The 21,617-nt window shown below is 37.4% G+C and carries 16 protein-coding genes and 1 pseudogene; 6 read left to right on the top strand and 11 right to left on the bottom strand.

Annotated elements, in window-relative coordinates:
• Positions 1-25 precede the first annotated feature (25 nt).
• Positions 26-2,584, top strand: coding sequence for an Ig-like domain-containing protein (locus tag FI644_RS11465; protein WP_181758190.1), 2,559 nt, complete (start codon positions 26-28; stop codon positions 2,582-2,584).
• A 207-nt stretch (positions 2,585-2,791) separates the two neighbouring features.
• Positions 2,792-3,061, top strand: a complete 270-nt coding sequence (locus tag FI644_RS11460) for a hypothetical protein (RefSeq protein WP_142108342.1) — start codon at positions 2,792-2,794, stop codon at positions 3,059-3,061.
• Between the two features lie 256 nt (positions 3,062-3,317).
• Here FI644_RS11460 and istB read toward each other — a convergent pair whose 3' ends face one another.
• From istB to FI644_RS11445, 3 genes and pseudogenes are all read right to left on the bottom strand, one after another.
• Positions 3,318-4,076: an IS21-like element helper ATPase IstB gene (gene istB / locus FI644_RS11455; RefSeq protein ID WP_142108341.1), complete on the bottom strand. Its 759-nt coding sequence runs from the start codon at positions 4,074-4,076 to the stop codon at positions 3,318-3,320.
• Positions 4,076-5,358, bottom strand: a pseudogene (gene istA / locus FI644_RS11450) (IS21 family transposase). The gene istB and the pseudogene istA overlap by 1 nt, the downstream one beginning before the upstream one ends.
• Before the next feature lie 651 nt (positions 5,359-6,009).
• Positions 6,010-8,241 carry a hypothetical protein gene (locus FI644_RS11445; RefSeq protein ID WP_142108340.1) on the bottom strand — a complete coding sequence of 744 codons (2,232 nt, stop codon included), beginning with the start codon at positions 8,239-8,241 and terminating at the stop codon, positions 6,010-6,012.
• Between the two features lie 589 nt (positions 8,242-8,830).
• On the opposite strand from FI644_RS11445, the gene FI644_RS11440 reads away from it, so the two are divergent.
• Genes FI644_RS11440 through FI644_RS11430 form a run of 3 tightly spaced genes read left to right on the top strand, consistent with a single transcriptional unit; the run spans position 8,831 to position 10,842 of the window.
• Entirely contained in the window at positions 8,831-9,811 is a 981-nt protein-coding gene (locus FI644_RS11440) for an Ig-like domain-containing domain (RefSeq protein WP_056686728.1), read from the top strand.
• A complete protein-coding gene (locus FI644_RS11435) occupies positions 9,812-10,570 on the top strand; it encodes an Ig-like domain-containing domain (protein WP_056686731.1) in 759 nt (252 codons plus the stop codon). It begins immediately after the preceding gene.
• Positions 10,570-10,842: a hypothetical protein gene (locus FI644_RS11430; RefSeq protein WP_056686734.1), complete on the top strand. Its 273-nt coding sequence runs from the start codon at positions 10,570-10,572 to the stop codon at positions 10,840-10,842. The genes FI644_RS11435 and FI644_RS11430 overlap by 1 nt, the downstream gene beginning before the upstream one ends.
• 245 nt (positions 10,843-11,087) lie before the next feature.
• On the opposite strand, the gene FI644_RS26290 is transcribed toward FI644_RS11430, so the two are convergent.
• Together FI644_RS26290 and FI644_RS11420 are read right to left on the bottom strand one after the other, a co-directional pair.
• Positions 11,088-13,115 carry a coiled-coil domain-containing protein gene (locus FI644_RS26290; protein ID WP_181758189.1) on the bottom strand — a complete coding sequence of 676 codons (2,028 nt, stop codon included), beginning with the start codon at positions 13,113-13,115 and terminating at the stop codon, positions 11,088-11,090.
• 242 nt (positions 13,116-13,357) lie between these two features.
• A complete protein-coding gene (locus FI644_RS11420) occupies positions 13,358-14,734 on the bottom strand; it encodes a S41 family peptidase (protein WP_142108338.1) in 1,377 nt (458 codons plus the stop codon).
• Positions 14,735-15,256: 522 nt separating this feature from the next.
• On the opposite strand from FI644_RS11420, the gene FI644_RS11415 reads away from it, so the two are divergent.
• On the top strand, positions 15,257-16,453 hold the full coding sequence (locus FI644_RS11415; RefSeq protein ID WP_142108337.1) for a L,D-transpeptidase family protein: 1,197 nt from the start codon (positions 15,257-15,259) through the stop codon (positions 16,451-16,453).
• A 105-nt stretch (positions 16,454-16,558) separates the two neighbouring features.
• On the opposite strand, the gene FI644_RS11410 is transcribed toward FI644_RS11415, so the two are convergent.
• The 6 genes from FI644_RS11410 to FI644_RS11390 all read right to left on the bottom strand — a co-directional run bounded on the left by FI644_RS11410 (position 16,559) and on the right by FI644_RS11390 (position 21,544).
• The gene (locus FI644_RS11410; protein ID WP_142108336.1) at positions 16,559-17,311 is read right to left on the bottom strand and encodes an NUDIX hydrolase; all 753 of its coding nucleotides are present in this window, start codon (positions 17,309-17,311) and stop codon (positions 16,559-16,561) included.
• 61 nt (positions 17,312-17,372) lie between these two features.
• Positions 17,373-18,725: an SMI1/KNR4 family protein gene (locus FI644_RS11405; protein ID WP_142108335.1), complete on the bottom strand. Its 1,353-nt coding sequence runs from the start codon at positions 18,723-18,725 to the stop codon at positions 17,373-17,375.
• A 100-nt stretch (positions 18,726-18,825) separates the two neighbouring features.
• The gene (locus tag FI644_RS11400; RefSeq protein WP_142108334.1) at positions 18,826-19,773 is read right to left on the bottom strand and encodes a hypothetical protein; all 948 of its coding nucleotides are present in this window, start codon (positions 19,771-19,773) and stop codon (positions 18,826-18,828) included.
• Between the two features lie 47 nt (positions 19,774-19,820).
• Positions 19,821-19,967, bottom strand: coding sequence for a hypothetical protein (locus FI644_RS26285; protein ID WP_172797676.1), 147 nt, complete (start codon positions 19,965-19,967; stop codon positions 19,821-19,823).
• Between the two features lie 124 nt (positions 19,968-20,091).
• Positions 20,092-20,661: a cupin domain-containing protein gene (locus FI644_RS11395; protein WP_142108333.1), complete on the bottom strand. Its 570-nt coding sequence runs from the start codon at positions 20,659-20,661 to the stop codon at positions 20,092-20,094.
• A gap of 67 nt (positions 20,662-20,728) precedes the next feature.
• Positions 20,729-21,544, bottom strand: coding sequence for a YwqG family protein (locus tag FI644_RS11390; RefSeq protein ID WP_142108332.1), 816 nt, complete (start codon positions 21,542-21,544; stop codon positions 20,729-20,731).
• Between the last annotated feature and the right edge of the window lie 73 nt (positions 21,545-21,617).

The following is a 21,617-nucleotide window of genomic DNA, read 5'->3' as shown; positions in this document are numbered from 1 at the left end:
AAATTTCATGTTAGGGGATAATTGTATGAGTAAAAAAAGAACGTTGAAAATTTTAAGTGCTTCCGCGATCGCTGCTTCTGCCTTCGTTACAGCACCATCCATTGAAGCTGCTTCTGTCAGCGAAGCAGAAAAGCTAGTAAAGACTGCAAAAGATGCGGGGACTGTATTAAAATGGGCCATATCCATTGAGGGAACTGCCGATGGCAAGACTCGTCCATGGGCTGCTTATAATGCTGCCAAGTCTGCGTATGACAAAGCTTTAAAAGCGGTAAATACTTTACCAGCTGCCCAGAAGAACAGATATTTAGCAGACCTAGATCAAAATGTAAAATTGCATATCACTCGCACGATGTACTATATCGATGCGATCACTGCGGGCGAGAAAATTAAGGAAAAACAACAAACTTTAGCTTATCAGCAGGATCTTGATATCATTAATGATCAGACAGAGAAGGCATACCATGAGCTTTCCAATGAGATCCGCAAACAGGCAATTCTGCTTGATCGTGTATATGGGCAAACGACACGTGATCTCATACGCTCGCATTATAAGCAATCAGCTGAAAAGGTTCGGGACGCTTCCAAATATCCTGTAACCGTAAAAATGGAACTCGATTTTGCACAAAAAGCATTAGCAGATAAGAACTCCGTTAAAGCCAACAAACATATTCAAGAGGCAAAAAGCTATTTAAAATATATCAACAATACAGTTATTAAGAAATACTTAACGGATCGCTTAAACGCTTTAGAAACATCTTACGTTCCTAAAGTAGAAAACGTTAGTGCAGCAGAACCTAAACGTATTAGAGTCGAATTTAACAAAGCCATGCTATCTGGCTCCGGAACAAATGGGGCTGAAAATACATCGAATTACTCTGTTTCAGGCAGAACGATTAAAAATGTAATACTTACAAATGACAAAAAGACGGCAGTCATTGAACTATATGATCCGCTTTATACAAGTACATCCTATACTGTAACTGTAAAGAAGAATATTCAGTCAGCGAACTATGAGACATTAAGCACAGCTGATTACACTTCATCTTTCACTTTTTCAGATAAGCAAAAGCCAACCGTTTCAACAATAACCACTCAAACAAATGGCAATGTGGAAATTAAGTTCTCGGAAATCATTAATTCGGGGTCATCCCTAAGCATCACTGTTGATGGAAAATCTGTTACAGCAAACTCTGTTTATAGTGACACAGATACAGTCACTGTACCTAAAGCAGAGCTTGATCGTATTGGCCTTCGAAAAGGAAGATCCTATTCTATCGTTGTTTCAGGTGCAAAGGATGTAGTTGTCTATACGCCTAATACAATGGATACGTATCGCAGCAACTTTATGTATAATCCAACAGCCGATTCGGTTGCGCCAGGAGTCAGAACTTTACAGGTGAAGGACGAGAAAACACTTACAGTAGAATTTACAGAAACATTAGAAGCGTTCACCGCATCTAACCTTGTCATTACAAAGGGCAACACAACCATTAGACCAACGACTGTAAAGGATGTCTCTAATGGACAAAAAACAAAGTTTGACATTGAGCTTCCTGCAAGTGTTTATGGAACAAACGAAAACTCCGTTTGGTTAACTGTGCAGGTAAAAGCATTTAAGGATCTTGACAATAATACAGGGTCCACAATTGATCGCTCTGTCAGTCTTGCGAAGGATTTGAATCCGCCGCAGTTTGTAAGTTCAACTTACGATGCTAAAACAGATGAAATCCTAATTACTTTTAATAAAACCTTAAAAACCGGATCACCAGTAATCAAAAATATTACAATTTATGATTCTAAAAGTAATGTTGTTAAAACAATTGCTAAATCAAATGTGGATAAAAAGATGATACTTGATGCTAAAGGTTTACCTGACGGAGACTATCGTATAACCGTTGAAGATGGAGCGGTAAAAGATAATACGATTTCACAAAATGACAATCGTGCATTCATTACTACTATTACCAAAAAGTTGGATTCAATCAAGCCAACAGTTCAATTAGATAAATCATCCGTAAACGGACAATTCCTAGCCTATTTCAGTGAAGCAGTAAAAGAAGATTCCGCAACATATTATAGAAACTATACTTATGATGGAAACTATTTACCTGCGGATACAACTTTTACAATGAGCAACGACAAAAGGCTCGTTACAATTACGCTGCCTGAAGGCAAGATTACATCTACTAAGAATTATAAACTTTCCGTAACAGGTGTAAAGGATCTTTCTGATAATGTGATGAATTCCTATTCAGCAAATATTCTGCTAACAGATAATACTCAACCCCTTTTAACTGCAGCCGTTCTGGATGCCAATAAAAATATTAAACTAACATTTTCTGAAAATATTACACTATACGATAACGGGTACACATGTTTCGAAATCAAAGTTGGAGACCGTCTTCTGGATCAAAATGAATACCAATTAGAAAAGGTTGCTAATTCGAGGGTAATGACTATCAATTCTGTATCAGAGGGTCTATTCACTACTGGAGAAATTACCATTCAATCAAAAGATTCAGAATCTATTAGGGATGCAGCAGAAAATGCATTAAAGACTGGTACAGTGAAAAAAATTAATTAATGTAGAGGTTAGGCTTTTGTGAACACTTGGCATAGAACAATATAAATTCGTTTAGTTTTAAACGGACACTAGGCCAGGTTTTCGTGCTCAAATGAATGAATAAAAAAGTCTGTAGAAATAATAGAGTGACCCAGTAAATTGAGACAAGGAAAAAACACCCCCCTGAGTCGTATTTATTACTAATACGATTTTGGAGGTGTTTTTCTTATGGGGACTAGAGTTCATTATCCAGAGGAAATTAAGTGGAAAGTAATCGAGTTAAAGCAAAAAGGAGTAAACAACCACACTATTATGGATCAGCTAGGCATTAATAATATTTCACAAACTCATCCTGTTGGCAAACAGTATACATACGGCAAGGGACCAGACGGATTAAGTGAAGTGGAGGAATTAAGAAGAAGGAACAAACAATTAGAGACACAGTTGGAAATTCTAAAAAAGTACCAAGAGATCGAAAGAAGATGGAGCCGGAGATAGTCTTAAAAGTTGTAGATGATCTATGTTCCATGTACCCTATCATCAGTATATTAGCCATTTTGGAAATATCAAAATCGACTTATTATCGCTGGAAGAAAAAATATGGCAAAGCCTCAATGAATCCTATAGAGGAACTAATCATGTCTCTTTGTGAGGAGAATCATTTTCGTTATGGACACCGTAAAATAAAAGCTTTACTTAAGTATAAATGTCAACACAAGTATGTACATTTTCACTTGGATAAGGATGTACAAAATCACTCATTTTCTTTTGCGAAATGATTCTTTAATCGGTAGGAATCTACCACCATCGTTACAACTATCGCATGATGCAAAATACGGTCTAATCTTGCATTTGCTAGCTTAGGCTCCTGAAAAACTTCATCCCATGCCCTAAAGTTCACATTTGTTGTTAATATGGTATTACGCCTCTCATATCGCATATCAATTAATTGGAAGAACAGTTTTGCTTCTTCTTGATCAATAGGCAGATAGCCGATATCATCAATGATTAATACTTTATATTTAGTGTAATGCTTTAAACGGTCTTCTAGGCGGTTTTCTAGTCGAGCACACTTTAAATTTTGTATCAATTCGTGACACTTAATAAAGTAGGTGCTTGTTCGTTTCTTTGCTGCCGCAGTCCCTATTTCAGGGACCAAGTGGGTTTTACCAACACCACCTGGTCCTAAGAATACGATATTTTCATTTTGCTCAATAAAACGCAAGGTTAGGAAATCAAGAATTTGCCGCTGGTTTATAGACGTTTGAAAGGTAAAATCGAAATCCTTTATTTCTTTTAAATGTGGAAATCCTGCGACCTTTACCATGGATTGCGTCATAATTTGTTCACGCACATCAATTTCATAATTTGTAAATTTAATTAACGTATCGATAAACGACATCTGATTCTTTACACCAAAATCAACAACTTCATTTAAATACAAGCTCATTTGTTTTAACTTTAGATACTTTAAATTTCTTAATAACTGCTGATAATTAGTAGAAGGATTCATTACTTAAACACCTCTCCAATTGTCGCTAGATTTTTTTTGGCTAAATCATCGATTTCAGGATAATGAGGGGCTGAAGCAGCCAAGCTTGCTTTATATTGCGCCTCTTGATAATTTAGCTTAGCGTTACTTATTGGATGTTGTGCAACGAGTTTCATGTTATAATAAATCCACAAGTGTTCATCGTACACCTGTAAGCCTGCCTTCTTTCCTTGAATTCTGGTGGTACAGAGTTTACTAGTTTGATTTGTAGGAGATTATGTTGGATGCATTGACTTTTACAAGTGTATGCTTGATGCAATAGGAATCTCTTACTTTCTCAGTTGGTAGCTGGAGTAAGTGGTTCCTTTCTTTTTTAAACTCTAAGATTGGAATATCCCCTGTTCCTTGATGGACCTGATGATTAATTCGGTTGGCTTAATCCTGTATAAACTGATGTAATTCCTCTAATATGAATTGTCCTTGATAGGCATGTATTTCATCTTACAGCTTCATTGTTGCCTCTATTTTCCTTATACCCTCGGTCTACCGACGATACAATCTCGCACTTTAAACCCAAAGTCTTTCGCAAACTGCTCAAATTTTGTATTCACTTTACCAGGGGAGTGTTCCGTTCTAGCCTTATCCATTACCGTTTTCATATTATCCGAAAGGATTTCAGCCGGCACACCACCAAAGGCTTCAAAAGCTTCTGTTAAAAATGAAAACAAGGTACTTTGTGATTTTGAAAGACTCAAATGAAAAGCACGGACCCTTGAATTAAAAAGAATTAGTGCAGCTACATTGATCTCTACCTGTTCACCATCTTTTGTCTCAAATAGAATGTTTTCTTTCCAATTTAATTGAGCTTGCTTTCCAGGTGGAGTTTCATAACGAACTGTCCCCTTAGGAGAAGGAATACGCTTGTTCTCCACAAAGTAAACATTAAATTTAGGTGTTCGTGCTATATAGCTCGATAAGTTGAGACGCCACACTCCAATCCATGATTGTCCTTTAAATATTGCCAAAGCACTCGACGAAAGTAAAATACTTGTTTGGAATCCTACCAAAGGAGAGCAGCTATTATCTCATAGTATTCATCAATCTTAGAAGGCTTATCTCGTTTCTTTTTTGGCACAAAGCCATTTAAGTATTTATCTATTGTCCTCCGATACACACCTAATTCTTCAGCTAATTTACTTTTGTTAATTTTCATATTCATGTACTCCATTAATTGTTTGAATTTTGGTAAATCTAACAGACTTTTAATCTTAAAATTGATATCAAGATTCATCGATATGTACATACTAATCACCCCAAGATTAGTATGTAATGTAACTCAACATCAACTTTGTACATATTTATTCAAGCATTATTGTACATTTTTAAATTAACATTTCTAAAACATGCTTAATAATCAATTCCACATATTTAACAAAAGTCCTATAAGGAAAGGTAATTTATGATTATATTTGCAATTATAATCACAGACAAATTCAAGGCGCTTAAAATTACAGCACACCAGCTCATTATGCCAGAGCGAGTTAATTAAAGGGCATATATGCCAGATTTTCTCCTTATCGTCTTGATAACACTACTTCAGATTGGTGGAAGGCTGTCAAGTTCTTTTTCTTAACAGCCTTCCACCAATCTGAGACACTTCGAGATGATGAGAAGGAAAAGGAACCAAAGCATACCAGCACTGATTCCTAAAGGTAAATCCGAATTTATATTATATACTTTAAGATCGCAACCCACAGACACTTTCTCTCTTTTGCTCTCTTTTCATGTTTTATCTTTCTAACCAATCCTTACATAAGAGATAAACTTTTCAAAAAAAGGATGTTCAGATAATAATTAACATCGGTTCTATAATAAAGAAAAGCTCTGTAAAGAGATTTCTCTCTACAGAGCTTTTCAACGTGTCATTAAGAGAATGACATATATTTCTCTAATATTATTTAATGTCAAGTGAAGAACTTAAGCTCAAAGATATACCATCTTTTGATTTTACATTAGTCATTTGAGTTAACTTAGGTGTTTTAGCTGAATCAAAACCAGAGTCAACTTTTGTTGGATTTCCTAGTTTTACTTTTACTTGATTTGCATTGTTTTTAACAATTTGAGTTCCACCACTACCAACAGTAAATGTAATAGTTTTGAAATTATCATCTGTGAAAGTAAGTGCTGTATTATTCGCTACAACTGCAGAATCTTTATACTCGTCATTTCCAGTTCCATATGAAGAGAATGTAAATGTAAGTTCCTCATTTACAGCAAGTGCTCCAGTGTTAGTTTCATTTTTGACATCAATTACATCAAAAGAACCTGCATAAATTTTTACAGTTTTCTTAGCACCTGCAGTTGGAGCAGAAGTATCACTAGAACCTTCATATTGCTCAACTACGTACTTAGTCAAATCCTTATTTTTTGGATATACGCGTACTTCCCATACTCCATTTGAACCAACAGTTGCTTTATCTACAAGAGTTGTACCATCAGCAGCAAAAACCCTTACTTCTTTACCTGCTTGACCAGCACCACGTAAATCAAAGTATTCAGCTGATTTAACACGTGCAGACTCACCATTTGATGGGTTTGTTACTTTAATTACTGATACAGTTAATGGTTCAGTAATATTAAAGATGTTTGTTGTTTTAGGATTATAGCTAACCGCTACTTTTGAATATGCAGTTAGTGCCTTTTTAAATTCATCATAAGAAACAGTGATTCCTTTTACTTGTAAAATATCAGTTTTCTTGAAAGTGAATTTGTTTGTGTCAATTGCAAAGAAATCATTTGTTGCATCTACATAATCAACAACATTATTAGCTCCCGTTGTAGTTGTATCTGCCACATCATCTACTAGGAAAATTGTTTTTCCACCAGTTTCAACATCACCTGTTGTAGTTTTCGTGATTTCTGGATAGAAAGTTCCTCCAGTTGTTGCATCTACGCTAGTAATAATTACTGTTACTTTTCCTTCAGCAGATGGTTTAACAGTAACAGATCCATCAGTGTCTGGAGCTAGGTTAGTATTTCCATTAACTGACTTAAGAACTCCCGCTGCTGCAGCAGTATCATTAGCATCAAGAATTTTCACTTTAACATCATGAGTGTATGGTCTTCCATCAGTGTTTTTGATGTTAAATGTATATTCACGATATTTTCCAGCATCTACTCTAGCAGTTTCTTTTGGTCCAACAATTGGTCCAGTTGTATTATCTTTTGGTGAAGTATATGATTTTTTAGCTTCTCCTTTATAAGAAAGCGTATATGTTTCATTAGCTTTTTCACCAGATACTGTTAAAGTTACGGTTCTCTTATCATCGCTTAATTTTGTAGAAGAAACAATTAGCCCTTTATCAAAAGTGAAATGAGCTACTGGCGCAACATCTAACGCTTTTGTGAATTTCACTTGAACAGTTGTTGAATCAACTCTTGATACAGAAACAACATCTAACGGAAGTGCATCCACAACATCATTCAAATTCTTAGTCAATTCAGTTTTGAATAACTTAACGTCTTTCAACGCATATTCAGCTTTAGCAACATGGTCTACAGCTTTATCAAAATTCTTTTCTTTTGTATACTTATCTACTAAAGCAGTGTGATCAAGTACTGTTACTTCGTTAACAACACTTCTGTATAAGCTTTCAGCAGGCGCTTTGAAAGTTTTTAAGATGCCATCACGAGTAGATTGACCATAAACACGGTATAATAATTCAGCTTGTTTACGGATCTCAGCAGTTAATACGTGGTAGCTTGATTGAACTGATTTAAGATCTGCAGCTTTGATAGCTTTGTCTAGAGCAGCTTGCTTGTCACGGATTTTCTCACCAGAAGTAAGAGCATCAATGTAAGCTTGAGCGCGCTTGATTTGAATGTCAGAATCTAAAAGGCGTGCTTCATAAACAACCTTTTCAGAAGCAGATAATTTTGCAATTGCAGCTTTAGCAGCAGCATTTGTTTTCTTAGCTGCATTATATTGAGCGTATGGACGATCAACAAAATTAGCAGTACCCTCTGTTGAGATAGACCATTGTAGAACTTTTGCAGAAGCCTCTGCAGATTTAACTAATTGATCAACATTTACAGCTGCATCAGCTTTATTAACTGGTGCTGCAGCTACGAATGCTGAAGCTGCCACAGCTGTTGAAGCTGCGATTTTAATAGCTTTCTTTTTCATAAACTTGTATTCTCCCTTCGTACTATGTAGTGCTTTTTTTATTTGTTAGCAATGAATAAACCAATGGTTGTGTTTTCCTCTATATCCATCACTTACCTAACTAGTAAAAAAGTATATCAAACTATTAACTTTAATGCAATAGTTACCAATATATATTTTTATAGGTAAACGAAGACAGACTTCCCAACTTTGGTTTATATTTCATATGATAATATAAACCTTGCTAAATTTCTACATTTTTTATCATATTTTTATTAATTCTGTAATATATTTACTGTTTTCTAGAGGAATGCACACTTTATCATTCTATTCAGTCAATTCAGGATTATGCCTGTTCAATAAAAATTTGTCTATATTAGAAAATTTTTCATGTACTTTTCGGTATTATTTGGTACACTATCATTAAGAAGGTTTTCTCCCTAATGGATGCTTTCTTTAACTTGTATAGTACAAACGTACTAACCTTCGCTCCAGCGTTCAGGAAAAGCCGCCAAATTTGGCGGCTTTTTCCTATTTAGGGATAGAGAAATGTCGAATTTCGTTGTATAGTAAGACTAAAGAATTATTATCAATGAAGGTGGTTTGTATTATGAAGAAACTGAAGGGGATAGGCGTTGCTTTCATACTGCTCCTTTCCATATTAATGCCTGCTTTGAATCAATCGGTCTCAGCAGCTGCTGCTCCAAGGATTGATCATACAAGTCCTGCAGCTAACGAACAGAATGTTCCGATTGATACGGATATACGCATTTATTTCAACAGTGATATACGCGGGATTTCCTCACAGTATATTAAACTATTTGAGAAGAGCAACGGAACGTATTATGATTTCCCGATAAAAACCGTTAAGAAAGATGGAGAAGCATTACATATTCTTCCTGAGAAATCACTCGGATTCAACAAAGAATACATGGTTCAGTTCAACGGACCTGCTGTTGATCTACAGAATGGTACATACAATCAGCATCTGTCTTATACGTTCCAAACCAACTATATCGATTTCTATGAATTAATGGTTGTTAATGAAGGCCGATTAATGAATATGCTTGATACATATGCGCCTAGACAAATTAAAGCTTTTGCTCCAAAACGCTATATTAATGAGATTTCTGTGATTCATAAAAAAACAGGTTCCTTAAAAGGGGATCAAGCATCCTTTAACGGCATTACGAATATTGATATTAATACAAAAAGTGAAGACGTCGCGAGTGTTCATGTCGATATAATGAAAAATGATAATATCCTTCAAAAGGGATATGCGAGCAAAGTAACTGGTACGAAGGCATCGAAGAACCAATTTACATTTGACATTGGGTTCTCAAATATTCCTGACTTTTACGATGTAAGAGTGACTGTTTTAAACAATGCCCAGCAAACAATAGATTCGAAGATTATTAAGTTTGCTGCCGAGGATGGCAAAGCAATTACTTCTTTTAAAGAATCCTATAAATATAAGACGGCTGGAAATGGCTATACGTTCCATGAGCTGCTGTCAAAAGAAAGCTTGTTTTCTGATTTGCTGTCTGAAAGCTTGATGCAAGATATTAAAGTTCAGGTTGAGGATAGATAAATGAAGAAGATTACTATCCTCTTCATGATGGTTTGCAGTCTTATTGTCTTTCCTGGAATACTGCAGGGGCAAGCTTCAATTAAAGAGGTTACGCTCAACGAACGAGCCATTCAGGATCCGATGAAAAGCTGGACGATTACCTTCTCACAGCCGATTAATAAAGGAACCTTTAAAAAGCAAAACTTCCTTATTAAAGATGATAAGAAACGACAGGTAAAAGCAAAGCTTAGCCTATCAAAGGATGAAAGAAAAGTAACAATTACACCTGAGTCTCCTTATAAAAAAGAAGTTACTTATTACTTATATGTTAAAGGGAATGTAAAATCCGGCAGCAATCAATTTCTGAATGAGCATACGGTTTTGCCTTTTAAAATTGGGACTGCTTCAAAGGAGAGCAAGAGCTCCAACGAAAAGACGGTTACCAATGCTAAGCAGCCTACTTCCTCATCAGGGAAAACGTCCAGTTCCGGATCGAACTCGAAACCTAGCTCTAATTCTAAGTACAGCACTAGCTCGAAAACACCTGAAAAGAATCTAGTAAAGGTTCAGACGAAGAAGCATTCACATTTTGATGAAATCAGTGTACAGGTGAGCGATTATGTGACAAAGGTGAAGGCTGGCAGCGATGAGTTTGAATATAAAGGCAACAATTTATTTGTGCTTTATAAGCCTGGGCTAAAATCTGGAGAAAAGATTACCGTTAAAGGGTACAGCATGTCTGGCAAGGTGCTCGAAACGAAGGAGGTTGTCATTCCGTAATGATGAAGAAAGCCCTCCGTAATACCATGATCTTTTCACTGATCATCGCAAACCTAATTATTTGGCCGATGCTTTTTTCTGATCTTGGAGAGGATTCCCGTAAAGAGGCAAGCATCGAAAAGGGTGATTCTTCAGGAAAAGCAGAAGCTGAAACAGGTACCGAAGCGACAGAAAATAGCGAGAAAGCTGCAAATGCTGAAGAACAAACAGAGGATTCCTCTGAAAAAGATGTCTCAAAGGATGCACCATTTAAAATTCTTAAAATTGAATGAAACTTTTTTGATACTAACAACGTCTATTAGATGGACACTGGCAACGGATTTTTCCAATGGCTAGTGCTTACCTAACTGGGCAGCAAAAGCTGCAGCATCATTTTGCTAGTACTCAATGTTATGAGTGCTGGCCTTTTTTATGCTTATTATATGATTATTAACAAGCTTTATCCTGACAAAGAGCTCCGGTTGCCTATGCATCCGGAGCTCTTTGTCATTTTAATTATATTGTCACCTTTTCCTTCTTACTCTGGTTCGACCGTGGATTCTTCCGTTCTCATATCTAGCCTTGTATTCTCAATCGATAAGTTTTTATTTGGCGCTTCTGGTTTATTGATCTGTGGCTGGACTGCTCCGCTATTTAACAGCTTGTTTATTAAGTGATTATTGTCGCTGCGTTCTTTCACTGGCTGTTCTCGTTTAGGAGCAGCCTGTGGGCTTGGCGTTTGTTCTTTTTCGTTATCTTTTACAGGCTTTTCTTCTCCTGGTTTCTTTACATCTTCTTTTGCTGGCTTTTCTGGATCAGGTTTTTCTGGATCATTTGGATTTTCTTCTTTAGTAGGATTCTCTTTGCCTTCTTCAGTTTCCCCTTCTTTCTTTTCCTCTTCGGACTTTTCTTTCTCCTCTTGTTCCTCCTTCGCTTCCTCTTCCTTTTGTTTCATTTCTTTTTCGATTTCGGAAAGGGCTTGTTCGAGGTCGCTTGTGCCGTCAGATGGCTTTTCCCCGATTGCAGCATCAAGTTCTGCCAATTTATCAAGCAGCTCCTGTTTTTGTTCATCCGTTAGTGTCGCTGATTCGGTAATTTGCTTCTTGAGTGCATCAATGCCTTCTTTTGAATTTGGATTTTGCGGCTGTTCTTCAGCGACTTCTTCCTCTTGTTGTTCCTGCTGTTCTTTCTCCAGTTTTTCTTTTTCAAGCTTTTCTTGCTCGAGCTTTGCCTCATCTTCTTTTTGCTTCATTTCCTTTTCAATTTCTGCAAGGGCTTTCTCGAATTCACCAGTTCCAGCAGTTAGATCTCCACTATCAATGGCTGAATTCAGTCCTGTTAATTTTTCAAGAAGGGCTTGTTTTTGCTCCTCTGATAGAGTGGTTGATTCAGTGATCTTTTGAATTAGTAGGATTGTTCCTTCCTTTAAGCCTTTCTTTTGCACTTGGATTTCCTCAAGTTGGCTCATTTCTTTCTCTATGTCAGCGATCGCTTGATCTAACCCGCTAATATCTGCCGTTAAATCCTTATTATCCAGGGCAGCCTTGATTTCTGCTAACTTATCCATTAAGTATTGAACTTGTTCAGGTGTTAAGTTCTTTGAATCATTAAGCTTTTGAATGATTCGTGCTGCGCCTTCTCTAAGGGCATCCTTTTTCTTTTGGATTTCTTGGAAGGCAATGATTTGCTGGTCAATGGCGGCAATGGTGCTTTCGATTTCGGTGATTTTAGCTAACAAGTCTGTATTTTGCTGACGAAGGGCTTCCATGGCTTTATTTACTTCTTCCATTTTCATGTCTAGCTGTTTGACTTGTTCTTCTGTTAAAATTTTGCCTTCTGCAAATTCCTCCATAAATAGGATCAGCTCCTCTTTGAAGCCTTCGATTTGTGTGAGGATTAGCTCAAAGAACTCTGGATCATAATTACATTGTTCAATGGCAAGTTGTACAATCCCTCGAATAAATTCAAGGGTTTCTTCCATTTTCTTAAGGTTCTCCTGCGCCTTCTGTTCTCCTTTCGGGAAGTCATTAGCAAGAACCTCTTGCAGCTTTGTTTGCATCTCTTGTATTTCACTAATCAATGCCCCTAAGTCCGCAACCTTTTGTTCATTTTCCGCAATTGTCAGTTGAATAGCCGCAATTTCTGCTCGCAGGCTTTCCTGCTGCGCTTGCAGTCCTTCGATCGTTGTAGTGTCGAATGAAACTGCTGGCGGTGCTTCGGTGCCATCTTCCTCTTCCGCTTTGATCATCCCGTCGATTTTTTCCGTCATGCCCGCGACATCGATTTCGCCTGCTTTTGCTAATATCTCCTGCATCAGTACGATCGCTTCTTCCTTCCACTCATATGTAAGATCTCGTCGCTTTTCAATCTCCTTTGGGAAAATGAAACAAGCCTGAACCCCAATTTCCTGGTCCTGTATAGAGGTAAATGCTCCATATGTAGGGCCTGTCATCCTTGCCGTGCCTAATAAAAGAGAGGAAATCGCGACACTCGATGTAAATATCCGAAACAGTCTTCTTTTTTGCTTCTTGAGCTTGCTTTTTTGTCTCATGAATCTTGGTTCCACTATTATTCCAAACCTCCCCTTATGTTCTTTATATAGAACAATTTATGTAAAAAAATAAGTTCGATAAAGAGATATAATTCATTTATATTCCCGATTATACATTATAATTATAGAATTTGAAATAGTTTGATAGGATAAATTTCTTAATAAAGAACTCTAAGAGATTTGCAAAGATCACTTGATATGCTATTAATGCGCGTAACTAGCAAGAAAAAAGAGCACAAATTCGCGCTCCTTTCCTCCTACTTCACTGTCACCTCAAGGTAAATGCCCTTTTGCATCTGCTTGGCATTTTTGCTTGTCCATTTTGGATGGATGAGAAGCATATAATGTCCTTTGGCTTGCAGCTTTGCCTTCGGTGTGATCGTCATTTTATAATCGTTGGCAACTTTCACATCAACTGGAACCTCGCTCCCGCCTAGCTGGATCAGCTGAACATCCTCAGACTTGAGTGCAGACCAGTTCATTTTCATATTCATTTCAACGGTAAATGTCTTAGTAACTGGGACATCCTTGAGCATTGGAAGCTTCTGGTACCCTTTATATTTGGCGATTAATTGATCTCTATGGGAGATTGTTAATTCTTCCCCTACCGCCGTTTCAACATTTGGTGTCACGCCTACCTCATGAACAGGCGTGCCGTTCGGTGAATAGAAGCGTGCGGTTGTTAATTTTAACAAACTGTTGTCACTTAACGGGAATAATGTTTGCATTGATCCCTTTCCAAAGGATGTTTGCCCGTATATGGTTGCTCCTTTTTGCTCTTTGACAGAGACGGAAACCATTTCTGATGCACTTGCGCTATACTCATTGATTAGGATATGCGTTGGTTCTGTAAACTTTACTTTTTGTGGAATGGCTGCGTAAATTTCTGGTTTTTCTGTTTTATAGCGCAGCTGGAACGCGTTTTTTACATTTGGAAAGAGACCGGCAATTTCCTGGGCAGCCGAAACATAGCCTCCGCCATTGTTGCGAAGGTCGAAAATCCAGCCCTTTGCCCCGCTTAATTTTTCAATCGCGCGAACGATTTCCTTCGTTGATTCTTGGGCGAAGCTGTTTAAACGAACATAGCCGATGTCGCCTCCGAGCATTTTATACTCGACGTTCGGCAGCTTAATTAATTCTCTTGTTATCGTCTTTGTTACTATGCTGTTCGTATCAACCGAAATATAGTTTAACGTCACCGTTGTGTTTTCTTTTCCGCTAATAATTGAAATCGCATTTTGAACAGATTTGCCGGCTAGGCTAATCCCATTGGCGCTAACAATAATATCTCCAGCTTGCATACCCGCTCGATCCGCTGGTCCGCCCTGGATTACGGATAGTACCTTTATCCCTTTAATATCCTCTTCCAGCACAATCCCTACACCTACAAGCTGCTGCTCAATTCCATTGGAGAATTTAGCAAACTCCTCGGCTGTCATGTAGGCAGAATAAGGATCCAAATGCTTTGTAATTTCCTTGGCAGTCGGTTTCGCCAGCACAGAATTCGGTACATCCTCTATGTAATAATCCTTTATTAATGCACGTATCTCATCTATCGGCTCAGCCGCAGAAACAGCTGTTACATTCGATAGAAGCAAGAAAACTAGTAAAAAGCTAAAATACTTTTTTAACATCGAATACAGGCACCTCCCTTAGTTTGTCGAATCACGCGGTGACAGGCACCGTTAGCTATATTTTAGACTACTTATTGCCAGATTCATAGGCTTTTTGGCAATAGGACAGGGATGGCGGAGAGACAAGGGGACAGGAACCTTGTTCCAGTAAATAATAAAAATGAATTGCCGGTCTGATGAACTGAACAAGCCTATATGTACGAAGGAATAACCAGCAGACCGGTATTTACCTGCTTGGTTGTGAGCAGTTCCTTCTGAATATTTTTTAGAAGTTAACCAGTTTACTATATTTGGAATATTTATAACCCTAGGGTACCTGTCCATTTGTCCTGCTGGGTAAAAGGTTGCAGGTAAAAGAGGTTCATTTTAGCTAATATTCCGCTATATTTTGTCCATATTTTGGTTAAATAGGAGTGATTTGTTATTTTCGTGGTCCTATTTTTATTATTTTTGCTTTATTTTCTTTCATAACAAGCTATAATTTGGGAGATTTTGTAGAATTTTAGTGTGAGGGGAAGAAACATGTCGAGTAAGATGGATGTTCAGAAAGGGCAGCTCTCTCGGTCTAAGCGAATTAGGGCTAGCAGACAAAGAAAAAGACGCTTTACTTTTATTTTTTTCATGCTTTTATTATTGATAGGTCTCTTCGCAGCAGTACCAGCTATTCAATCAAGCACAATGGCTGATCAGCTTATTCAAGTAGTGAAACCAAAAGAGAAGCTTGCAAATCAAGAGGAAGTTTTAGCTTCGCCACAGAAAACGCCACCCCAAAAATTATCAGAATTAGGACAGGAATTAAAAACTGAAATAAAGGTGGATGCAATACAGACAAAAGCTGAGAAGAAATGTACATGTCAAAATGAAGTGAAGAAGAAAGAAGACATACATGTGATCCAACGTGAAGGGAAAAAGAAAGAAGACATTCGTGTGATCCAACGTGAAGGGAAGAAGAAGGAAGACATTCGTGTGATCGAACATGAAGTGAAGAAGAATGAGACTCTTTTTAGTATTACTATGCTCTATTTTTCAAGCAGTCAGTTTCAGAATAAGATTTCTTCTTATAACGGGATTACTGATCCCGCAAAAGAGATTCGTTCAGGGATGAAGCTTAATATACCGAATCCTGAGTTTATGTTTGATCATAAGGTGAGTAAAGGCGAAACACTTGCAAGCATTTCGAGAAAATATTATGGAAGCGCTTCCTATCGTGTGTCATTAGCCAATTTTAACGGAATCAAAAATCCCGATCAATTGAAATATGGGGAGACGGTGCAGATCCCAGGTCCTTTTGTATTACAAAAATTGTCAGAAAATAAAGATAAAGAGAAAGCAACAGGCGTGTACAGCATCGTTATTACGAAAAAAACAAATAAGCTTGTGGTTTATCAAGACAAGAAAGCGATAAAGACTTTTTCAGTTGGGACAGGGAAAAACTCATCACTCACACCTGAAGGAACGTATAGAATTGTTAACAAAATTGAAAAACCATGGTATAGCCCAAAGGATATCCCTGGGGGCGATCCAAAGAATCCGTTTGGCAGTCATTGGCTTGGTCTTGACGTACCAGGAACAAAGGGAACAAAATATGGGATCCATGGAACGAACGATCCATCCTCCATTGGAGGCTACGTCAGTTTAGGCTGCATTCGACTGAAAAACGCTGATGTCCAATGGCTATTCCAGCATATCCCATTGAAAACGGTGGTTACAATTAAATAAACGGGATAAAAACCGAATCCCAGTTAATAATAGATTCAGAGAGTCGATCAGGATCGGCTCTCTTTTCTGTGGAATGTCACTTAGTAATCCCTTGAACATGAGTGCCTATTTTTCTGTATATTTTAAGAGTGTCTCAGCTAAATAGTCAACCATAGGGGCTTTTTCATTTTGGATAAAAGCTTCTACGGCTTCTTTTTCTAATGGAACGAACAGGAACTTATCAAACTCAGGCTGCTGCCCATTTTCTATTATATGTTGGTTATGATTTAAGAAATAATCATGCAGTTCATTCGCTGTAAAATCTACCGATAATTCATAGATAACTGCCCAAAAGTCGTGCGAGCCTTTATGCTTTAAGAATTTAGGTCTAAACGAACGAACAACTGGCGAGTGAATGTCCAGCCCCATCTCCTCTTTTAATTCTCTGCTAATATTATCTTCCATATTAAATTTGGAATCTCTTAAATCCGATTCATCCAGTCCGCCACCCGTGAATTGCAGACGCCCAGGGGTAGAGGTCGTTTGATTCATTCTGCCGAAAGCCAAATGGTTGTCTTTCGTAATGACCGATGCGCAGGAATAGATGACTTTACACGGATAGTCACACGTGGGATGGTGCATTGTGTATAAATAGTGTTTGTAGTCGGTTTTCACAACGGTGATTTCTAGTTTCTCGGGTGTTTGTCTAATATCTGTAATAGCGAAGGCTTCTCCATTTCTAAGTGCAGGATTTTTGCTTATTTGTTCATTCCAAAAGCGATCATGGTTGTTGCTTATCTCTTGGGGAATCCTGCTTGGACTTGTGCTCAATTTGACTATTATGCTTGGTGGAGCTTTTTCGATGATGAGTGGCTGCATGGGGAACCTCCTATCTGTTCAAGTTATTTTTCGAATAAATGAATACCCTCAAATTCAAATCTCAATAAAAAATATCTATGTTTTGTATAACATTTTCAATAGGAAGGATCCTTTTTTTTAACACTTGTCTCTTACGTAGTTCAACTAGAAAATCAATAAGTTCCGATTTTGATGGGAGACCTGATATAACATAAGAAAATTCATTATTTGCGGACTTCTCATGGACATATTTTTCTAATGCGTGAATGACAGTTACTTCATGCTTCTCCTCTAAGGAGGTCCACCTTTTTAAATCGTCCCATGAAAAGTTTGATCTTAGAAATAATTCGTCCCAGCCTTCTGTCACAGGAAATTTCACATCGTTCTCCATCCAGGAAATCACATCCCTCGAATGAAAATCACCAAGATGGGAAAGTGCTTCATACCCCGTTATCTTTTTATTAGATGATTCAAGAAAATTAAATACTAGCAGTAATCCTTTATCCTTACTTGTACACATTGCTGTTAGGTACGAACGTAATCTTGTATCTATATGATCTGGTTTATCTTCCCATATGCTGCTAACCCATGTTTCGGCGTATAATCCTAAAACTCGTCCGATCATCCCACATATTAGCTTCTGATCTTTAAATGCCCCTTCTTTATGCAATTTTTTTAGAAGGAACTGAAACAACTCATTTCTATCAAATCTCTGGAGTAAGGTGATTGTTTCTTCATCTAATTTCTCTCGATAAACAACAAATGCTGCTAGCTGTTCCATATTATTTTTCACATCTTCTAAGGTTGTCTCTGAAAATGTCTCAAACCACTGCTTCCACTTAACGGCTGCTGGACTTGCAGTGTCCAATCCAGAATCGCTTAGAAAATATTCAAACTGCCACTTTTCACTGCCGATACACCCAAGTTCAGTAATCCTAAGTAAATAATCGATAAATGAATCGGCAATATAAGTAATCGTGTCTTCTTCATGGTCCCAATAAATAACTGGTTTTTCCGCACTGTCAACAGACATATCAAATGCGTAAATATCTCCATTTCCAGCGTGGGAAAACTCCAACTTCCCTCTAAGTGTTCCCCCATCATCTTCTTCATCCTCCAGTAGTTCGTCAGCTATATTTAAATTCTGAAGGAAGTCGATATTCCAATTGATCTCTCCAGAAAATATTTCCCTAAATTCACTGGGAATCATTGTATCCTCAGAAAATGAGTAATAAAAGGAAAGTGATTTTCCGATATTATGTACTATGTATTTATATGAAGGAGGTAATTGACACCCTAACACCTTTTCTTTCGCCTCTATCTCCTGCATCGTTGCCTTTTTACCAATTTGAATTTGGCGGACTTTGCCGTTATTCTTCTCTAATTTTTGCAGTATTTGTTTCCACTTTGAAATAAGAAATTGAATATCCTCCATTTTTCACCCTCTCCCTCTACAGCTGATTTTTGTAAATACCTTCCTGATCTAACCTGTGTCATGAAGCTCAGTAATTACAACGAAAAACAGCGTTCATTCTTCATGAATCAACGCCCGCAAACTCCGCAATCAAGTTCTTTTTCATTTGTTCTGTGTCTATTGTTTTCCTGCTACCACTTCCCATTAAAATACACCGTGGCAATGGCAGGTCTAAAATATGATTCATCACGTCAAGCGCTTCCGGATAATGCACGATCATTTTCCCCTTTTCCGGGTAATTATGTTTTCTCTGCCACGAGATTAATCCCTTGCAAAAATTATCATTAGCCGGCATTTCGATTCGATTGAAATCTTCTTCTGATAATAGATACCTGGCTATCTGGTACAGCCCATGCGCTTCTGTGCAAAAGCATTTATATATTTTTGGACGGTCAATCCTTGTGGAATGTTTACATACATCACTCAATGCTTCCGTTGCTTTCTCCATATCCTTATTCGATAGGGCCATTAGATAGGAAACGATTGCTTTTTCCCATAAACCCTTCTTTTGATTCAAAAATTTTTCTCCTGCAGGATAAGCAAATTCCATCCATTGCTGATTTTTATACCATAATGACATGAGCAAATTACTGGCAACGACATAAAAAGGGTATCCATTCTTGCATAGCCCCAATTCCTCAGGAAAACATTTCTCGACTGCCTCTTTATAATTGCAGGCCATGCTATCCATCACATTCCAGAAATATAGACAATGATCATAACCGCCAGCTTTCATATCTAGTAATCTATGTTTGCTGTAATGGTAAATGGTATGATTCAATAACTCATAATCATTACTCTGAAAAGCCTCAGACAATCCCAATAAATATGGATTTTTTATTAAAGCTAAATATATAGTTATATCCGCATCTTTTCTTCTTTTATCAATCTTTGTGTATATTTCAAATTGGTGGTTTATATAATCTTCCCAGTCTACATATGTATAAACATCATTGGTCTCTGCTGGATTATGATATATTTTTAGATATTTCTTTGCTATCTTCTCCATGCGAGTTCCTCTTTTCAAATATTGTATTGATTCCTTCCTCTTCCCGCTTAACCAATCATTTTAAATACAAATGCAATTAGATAGAGTGGGATTCCGACAATGAGCATTCCAGCGAGTAGATAGCAAAGACTAGTAATTAAAAACTTAAAAACATCATAGATTGCTCCAGCCAAATCATCAATAAATCTTGCCATTATGATCCCCCCATTATTGGTATGATGCCTGTACACTTTACAAAACTACTTCTTCAATATAAAAAAGCTATATTCAACGTGCAGCGATGCAAAGGATCACTTTCCATCGCTGCACCGAAGAGATTTAATGCCCATGCTCCGCTGCCATTGCATTTGCTTTTGTCATATGAACTGTACCCCATGGATGTTGGGGAGGTGCATAAATCGAGTATAGTTTCAGCGGGACATTCCCTGTATTTGTAACATTATGCCATGTTCCAGCAGGGATCATGATGGCATCATCATCATTGACTTTTTTCCTATAATATAAATGATCTTTCCGATTCCCCATATGAACAATCCCCTGCCCTTGTTCAATCCGCAGAAATTGATCAAGGTTTGGATGCATTTCCAATCCAATGTCTTCACCAGCTTTAAGACTCATCAACGTAACTTGCAAATGCCTTCCTGTCCATAAAGCTGTACGATATGCACGATTTTGCTTGGCAGCCTTGTTGATATTCACCACAAATGGTGCTGATCCATAATCCTTTAATTCAATACGATTCCTTTCTACTGGTGACTGAACGGGAAGCCATTGCGTATTACGATTCACCCCGTTGGGAACATTCCAGTAAGCAAGACTTCTTCCATGGATGTCCATTGGTAAGTGAACATGATATGGATTTGGGTATATATAAGGGACATCATACATCTTCCTTCAACCCCTTTCAGATTTATAAAATCATTCTATGCACTCTGTTAGGGGATGTTATGTTTTTTTAATAGCAATCCCAATTATAGATAACGTTTGAAAAATTCAAGTTAAGCAAATCTTCTTTTCGAATGAAAAAGTTTGCAACGCCACTGTCTCCCCACATGATCCCATGATCATCATCACTATCTATTTGAAGTAAAAGAATCTCGTGGTCGACATAACGTTTTTGACTATCTCTAGGGTCCCCTTGTGTAAAGAAAGGATATCCCCCCATTTTGTGGCCATCCCCTAGGAATGTATCAGAATAAATTTCCCAAAGTTCTTTTACATCTTCCCCATCACTTACCTCAAGGTTTAAATCTACCGTCTCAAGTAACTCATCTATTTTATAATGTTCAATGGATACTGGTTCGTAATCTACACTAAACGTAAGGGCTAATTCATGCTGAATTGGAAAATAATCTGTATTAAGATCATACATATAGGAGAAGTCGCTAATTAATAATGATTCGTCTCTCTCAATATGCGGGTGAAATAATAGTTTAAAATTTCTTTGGCTTGTCATATGGTCAAAGTCTAATCCCATCACATCATCCTCAGCTGAGATAAAAAATTGTAAGATCCCTTGCGTTGGCATTTCCTTTAGGACAGGGATTTCCTCATAATTTATCTGTGCTAACAATTTCATTGGTTTATTATTCGCATCCTTTGGATGTTCTGTTGTTTTTGGAAGATAGGGGTCGCCTGCAAACTTACTCTGAAAAAGGGTTGTTCGTCTTTTGGATGCAGAAATTTTAACAAAAGGTTTTATTGTACCTTCGATTTGCTTTCGATAGACTTCCAGTTCCTTTGGTAATGTTAATTTCGGAGTCTGACTCATATGTAATCGCCGCCTTTACGTGGATTTCAGATAAAATTAGTTTCCTCTATTAATAATTTACATTATATAACAA

Origin of the sequence: Cytobacillus solani, from assembly GCF_006704205.1 — a bacterium.
GTDB lineage: Bacteria > Bacillota > Bacilli > Bacillales > Cytobacillaceae > Cytobacillus > Cytobacillus solani.
This window is presented reverse-complemented; position numbering and strand designations above follow the sequence as displayed.

Coding starts and splice junctions, on each gene's coding strand:
- FI644_RS11465 (WP_181758190.1), top strand. CDS start 26: ATGAGTAAAAAAAGAACGTTGAAAATTTTAAGTGCTTCCGCGATCGCT.
- FI644_RS11460 (WP_142108342.1), top strand. CDS start 2,792: ATGGGGACTAGAGTTCATTATCCAGAGGAAATTAAGTGGAAAGTAATC.
- istB (WP_142108341.1), bottom strand. CDS start 4,076: ATGAATCCTTCTACTAATTATCAGCAGTTATTAAGAAATTTAAAGTAT.
- FI644_RS11445 (WP_142108340.1), bottom strand. CDS start 8,241: ATGAAAAAGAAAGCTATTAAAATCGCAGCTTCAACAGCTGTGGCAGCT.
- FI644_RS11440 (WP_056686728.1), top strand. CDS start 8,831: ATGAAGAAACTGAAGGGGATAGGCGTTGCTTTCATACTGCTCCTTTCC.
- FI644_RS11435 (WP_056686731.1), top strand. CDS start 9,812: ATGAAGAAGATTACTATCCTCTTCATGATGGTTTGCAGTCTTATTGTC.
- FI644_RS11430 (WP_056686734.1), top strand. CDS start 10,570: ATGATGAAGAAAGCCCTCCGTAATACCATGATCTTTTCACTGATCATC.
- FI644_RS11420 (WP_142108338.1), bottom strand. CDS start 14,734: ATGTTAAAAAAGTATTTTAGCTTTTTACTAGTTTTCTTGCTTCTATCG.
- FI644_RS11415 (WP_142108337.1), top strand. CDS start 15,257: ATGTCGAGTAAGATGGATGTTCAGAAAGGGCAGCTCTCTCGGTCTAAG.
- FI644_RS11410 (WP_142108336.1), bottom strand. CDS start 17,311: ATGCAGCCACTCATCATCGAAAAAGCTCCACCAAGCATAATAGTCAAA.
- FI644_RS11405 (WP_142108335.1), bottom strand. CDS start 18,725: ATGGAGGATATTCAATTTCTTATTTCAAAGTGGAAACAAATACTGCAA.
- FI644_RS11400 (WP_142108334.1), bottom strand. CDS start 19,773: ATGGAGAAGATAGCAAAGAAATATCTAAAAATATATCATAATCCAGCA.
- FI644_RS26285 (WP_172797676.1), bottom strand. CDS start 19,967: ATGGCAAGATTTATTGATGATTTGGCTGGAGCAATCTATGATGTTTTT.
- FI644_RS11395 (WP_142108333.1), bottom strand. CDS start 20,661: ATGTATGATGTCCCTTATATATACCCAAATCCATATCATGTTCACTTA.
- FI644_RS11390 (WP_142108332.1), bottom strand. CDS start 21,544: ATGAGTCAGACTCCGAAATTAACATTACCAAAGGAACTGGAAGTCTAT.